Origin of the sequence: uncultured Neisseria sp. (genome assembly GCF_951230505.1) — a bacterium.
GTDB lineage: Bacteria > Pseudomonadota > Gammaproteobacteria > Burkholderiales > Neisseriaceae > Neisseria.
Genome location: NZ_CATNVN010000171.1, coordinates 1 through 3,654 on the forward strand (window position 1 = coordinate 1; position 3,654 = coordinate 3,654).

The 3,654-nt window shown below is 48.0% G+C and carries 4 protein-coding genes and 2 pseudogenes; 1 reads left to right on the forward strand and 5 read right to left on the reverse strand.

Annotation, left to right across the window (positions count from 1 at the left end; all coding sequences use genetic code 11):
- The 4 genes and pseudogenes from Q1M25_RS08840 to Q1M25_RS08855 all read right to left on the reverse strand — a co-directional run.
- A pseudogene (locus Q1M25_RS08840) lies at positions 1-187 on the reverse strand (four-helix bundle copper-binding protein); the annotation flags it as partial.
- A gap of 300 nt (positions 188-487) precedes the next feature.
- On the reverse strand, positions 488-916 hold the full coding sequence (locus Q1M25_RS08845; protein WP_049329449.1) for a hypothetical protein: 429 nt from the start codon (positions 914-916) through the stop codon (positions 488-490).
- An 8-nt stretch (positions 917-924) separates the two neighbouring features.
- Positions 925-1,440: an outer membrane protein assembly factor BamE gene (locus Q1M25_RS08850; RefSeq protein WP_070461158.1), complete on the reverse strand. Its 516-nt coding sequence runs from the start codon at positions 1,438-1,440 to the stop codon at positions 925-927.
- A gap of 459 nt (positions 1,441-1,899) precedes the next feature.
- Positions 1,900-2,538 carry an MBL fold metallo-hydrolase gene (locus Q1M25_RS08855; protein ID WP_070646533.1) on the reverse strand — a complete coding sequence of 213 codons (639 nt, stop codon included), beginning with the start codon at positions 2,536-2,538 and terminating at the stop codon, positions 1,900-1,902.
- 111 nt (positions 2,539-2,649) lie between these two features.
- Between Q1M25_RS08855 and Q1M25_RS08860 the strand changes: the two genes are divergently transcribed.
- On the forward strand, positions 2,650-3,456 hold the full coding sequence (locus tag Q1M25_RS08860; RefSeq protein WP_300483917.1) for a DNA ligase: 807 nt from the start codon (positions 2,650-2,652) through the stop codon (positions 3,454-3,456).
- A gap of 65 nt (positions 3,457-3,521) precedes the next feature.
- On the opposite strand, the pseudogene Q1M25_RS09560 reads toward Q1M25_RS08860, so the two are convergent.
- A pseudogene (locus tag Q1M25_RS09560) lies at positions 3,522-3,654 on the reverse strand (HAD family hydrolase); the annotation flags it as partial.

The window sequence follows — 3,654 nt, forward strand, 5'->3', positions numbered from 1 at the left end:
TTTGACCGGCTTCAACGCAATGTGCGGCCGCTTTGCGCGCAGCTTCGTAGGCGCGCGGTGCAGAATGCGCGTGACCAGCATGACCGGCGTGGTGTGCATGACCTGCATGGTCGTGAGCACGGGCAAAAGAAGCGGCGGCGGTGAGAGAGACAGCAGCGGCGCTGCCGATAAATTGACGACGGTTCATAAGATAGAGTCCTTTTTGTGTTGTTAAATAATATTACGAATGATTAAGTCTATTCGATAACAAGAGGTTAACATATTCTTTGTTTGTAAACAATAAAGGCTGCCTGAACTTTTAGGCGGACTTTCTTTTAGATTTACGCGTTAGGTTGATAGAGTTTTCTTTTTCTGAATCAGCAGCCTCAACGAAGTTGCCGTGCCATCAAGACTGTATCAGTATAGCCAGTCATAAAGGTTTTACGAATAAAAAGAAAAGGCCGTCTGAAAAATTTTCAGACGGCCTTTATTCAAACTAAAGCCTACATCAGATGACTTCTAAAATGAAATACTGACGCAGTTTTTCGTACACATTATTCTGTACGTTGATACAACCATTGGTTATGATGCGGTCGGCCACATGAGGAGAGACGATGCGTTCCATGCGTCTTTCCTGTGGCTTGAGCGTCCATACCCTGTGTAACGCAAACAGAAAGTCATTTTCTTCTTTGAAGCCGATAACCTCGCCACCGTAACCCGGTTTGCTGGTCATCATCGGCGTCATATTGAATTTGCCTTTCGGCGTGGTCTTGCCAATCAGTACCGGATGGCACTGACCGTCGTCGGCAAAGCAAAGCTCCGCCTTAGCTGTATTGACCACAACTTTTTTACGCTGGATATAGTCGCTGACAGCATCGGCAGCGGCCAAAGAATTCAGACCTGCTGCCAAGGCTATACCCAATAGGATCCGTTTCAAATTTGTCCTTATTGACGGATGCGGTTAGGAGCTTCTTTAATGATCTCGCGGATGATCACTTGAGGCTCTTGTTTAGGTGTAGGTGCTGGAGGAGGACATACGGCATCTTTAGGGAATACTGGATTCCAGAAGAAGCTGCGTGCAAATTTGTCTTTGTCGTAGATCACTTTGTATTGGCAAGTAGTGATGCCTTCAACGCCAGAAGTGTTTTCAGGGTCAACGCCTACGCCTGGGGTGTAGAAGTGGAACAGGTAGTCCCATTCACGCACGCCAACCATGCCTTCGTCGTAGTGAGGACGGCCGAGGATTTTGTAGATGTCGTCTTTGGTTAGACCAGGACGCATTTGATCCAGCTCGTCAAAAGTCGGGAATGTACCGCGGTCTTTGTTGAAGGTCAGGGAGTAAGGTTTAGGGAAGCGTGGCTCGTCTGTAGTGCCTTCAGGAGTGATTTTGCTCTTAGTAGCACAGGCGGCCAGCAGGCCGGTAGCCAGCAGGACGAAACCTACTTTTGCGATTTTTTTCATTTGATAATCCTTTTATTGATTTTACCGGCCGAACTTTTCAGACGGCCTGTTAGTGCCGGCAGCGAGTTTGCCGGTTTACCCAAATAATGTTGTGCTTCTTAAAGATGTACCCGACGGTTTGACAAACAGAACATCGGCACATTCCGGCAGGGCATTGCGCCTCATCTCCGTTGTATTCGCCTGAATCGGCAGAGCCGTTCAGACGGCCTGACTGACATTTATTGTCACTTTGTAACAATTTCACTTCGAGTAAGGCTTGGGGTTTAGAGATGTCCGGTTTTCGATAAATCAGGTTGTATTGCGTAATACCTTGTTATCTTTGTGCTTTAGTTCTTTTTGGCATTTGCCGGAGATTAGGTACTTAATCTTTCGGGTGTTATCCCTGCAAATTGTATGCCAGTTTTCTTTTATACGCATAATCTGAGTATGCCAAAATGTTGGCTTTATACAAAATTCATATTAGCGAACCAGAAACGGATTGTACCTTTTCTCATGCCCGATACTGGTCATGCGGCCGTGTCCGGCTATAACTTGCGTGGTTTCGGGCAGGGTTAATAGTTTAGCGCAGATATTGTTTATGAGATCATCATGATTGCCGCGTGGAAAATCTGTGCGACCGACAGTCTCATAAAATAAAACATCGCCTGCGACTAAAAGTTCATTTTCGGCGTTGTAAAAAACGACTTGGCCGGGAGTGTGGCCGGGAATGTGGAGGACTTGGAAGCTGTGATTGCCGACCTTGAGCGTTTCCCCTTCTTCCAGCCAGCGTGTCGGCGTGAATGACGGAGAAACGGGGAAGCCGTATTGCGCCGTTGTTTGCGGAAGGGCTTGGAGCAGGAATTCGTCGTCTTTATGCGGGCCGAGAACGGGTACGTCGCAGGTTTTTAAAAGTTCAACCACGCCGCCTGCGTGGTCAAGATGGCCGTGGGTCAGCCAAATGGCGGTCAGCTTGAGGCCTTTGTTTTGGACTTGTTGCAATAAATAGGGTACGTCGCCGCCGACATCGGTCAAAACGGCTTCTTTGGTTTCATCATCCCAAATCAGCGTGCAGTTTTGACGGAAGGGGGTAACGGCGTTGATTTCAAATTGGAGTGCCATGGGTGTTCCTAGGGAATGCTTATTTAATGTTGTTTACGTTTCAGACGGCCTTTTGCTATTATGTATATATAATAAAAAGCAAGTCTGGAAAAGTGTCTTATGAATAATGTAATGCGAACCATGATACCGATTTTTGCGGCTTCTTTCATCTCTGCGGCGTTTGGTGCAGATTTGTTGTTGGCGCAGGAATATAAAAATCAAGATATTGCCGGTTGGGCCATGAGTGAAAAGTTGGATGGCGTACGCGCGTATTGGGACGGCAGGCAGCTGGTCAGTCGTCAGGGTTATGCGTTTACACCGCCCAAAGGTTTTACAGCAGGTTTTCCACCGTTTCCGATGGATGGCGAGTTGTACAGCGGACGAGGGCGGTTTGAGCAAATTTCCGCGACGGTACGTTCTGCCTCGGGAAATTGGGACGGCATCCGTTTGCATGTTTTTGATGTGCCGCATGCACAGGGTAATCTGTATCAGCGGCTGGAAACGGCTTCGAAATGGCTGAAATCACACCCGTCGGCACGGTTTACGGTTATTCCGCAAGTCAAGGTGCGCGACAAACAGCATGCTTTGGATTTTTTGAAACAAGTCGAAGCGCTGGGTGGGGAAGGTGTGATGCTGCGTCAACCTGAAGCCCGTTATGCAAGCGGTAGAAATGGACAGCTGTTGAAGCTGAAAAGTGAATATGATGATGAATGTACGGTGACGCATCATTATGAGGGCAAAGGGCGCAATGTCGGGCGTTTGGGTGCGGTAGGATGCAAAAACCAATATGGCGAGTTTCGTATCGGCAGCGGTTTTAAGGATAAAGACCGCGACCATCCGCCGAAAATCGGTGCGCTGATTACTTACCGTTATCGTGGTTTTACGCAAAAGGGAACGCCGAAATTTGCAACATTTGTCAGGGTGCGCTCGGATCGATAAAACAAATTAAAGGCCGTCTGAAAATAGGTTTCAGACGGCCTTTCATATAGATGTTGTATAGATTTTTATAAGGTTTCCAATACATCAGGTAATTCGGCCAAGCTGTTGAGCATGGCGACATGGGGCAGGGCGGAAAGCTGTTGGGCAGTATGTGCGCCGGTGGTGACGGCGATGGCGCGGATTTTGGCGTTGGCGGCC

Bases quoted from the DNA above. Each gene is read 5' to 3' on its own strand.
- Q1M25_RS08860 (WP_300483917.1), top strand. From the start codon at position 2,650: ATGCGAACCATGATACCGATTTTTGCGGCTTCTTTCATCTCTGCGGCG.
- Q1M25_RS08850 (WP_070461158.1), bottom strand. From the start codon at position 1,440: ATGAAAAAAATCGCAAAAGTAGGTTTCGTCCTGCTGGCTACCGGCCTG.
- Q1M25_RS08855 (WP_070646533.1), bottom strand. From the start codon at position 2,538: ATGGCACTCCAATTTGAAATCAACGCCGTTACCCCCTTCCGTCAAAAC.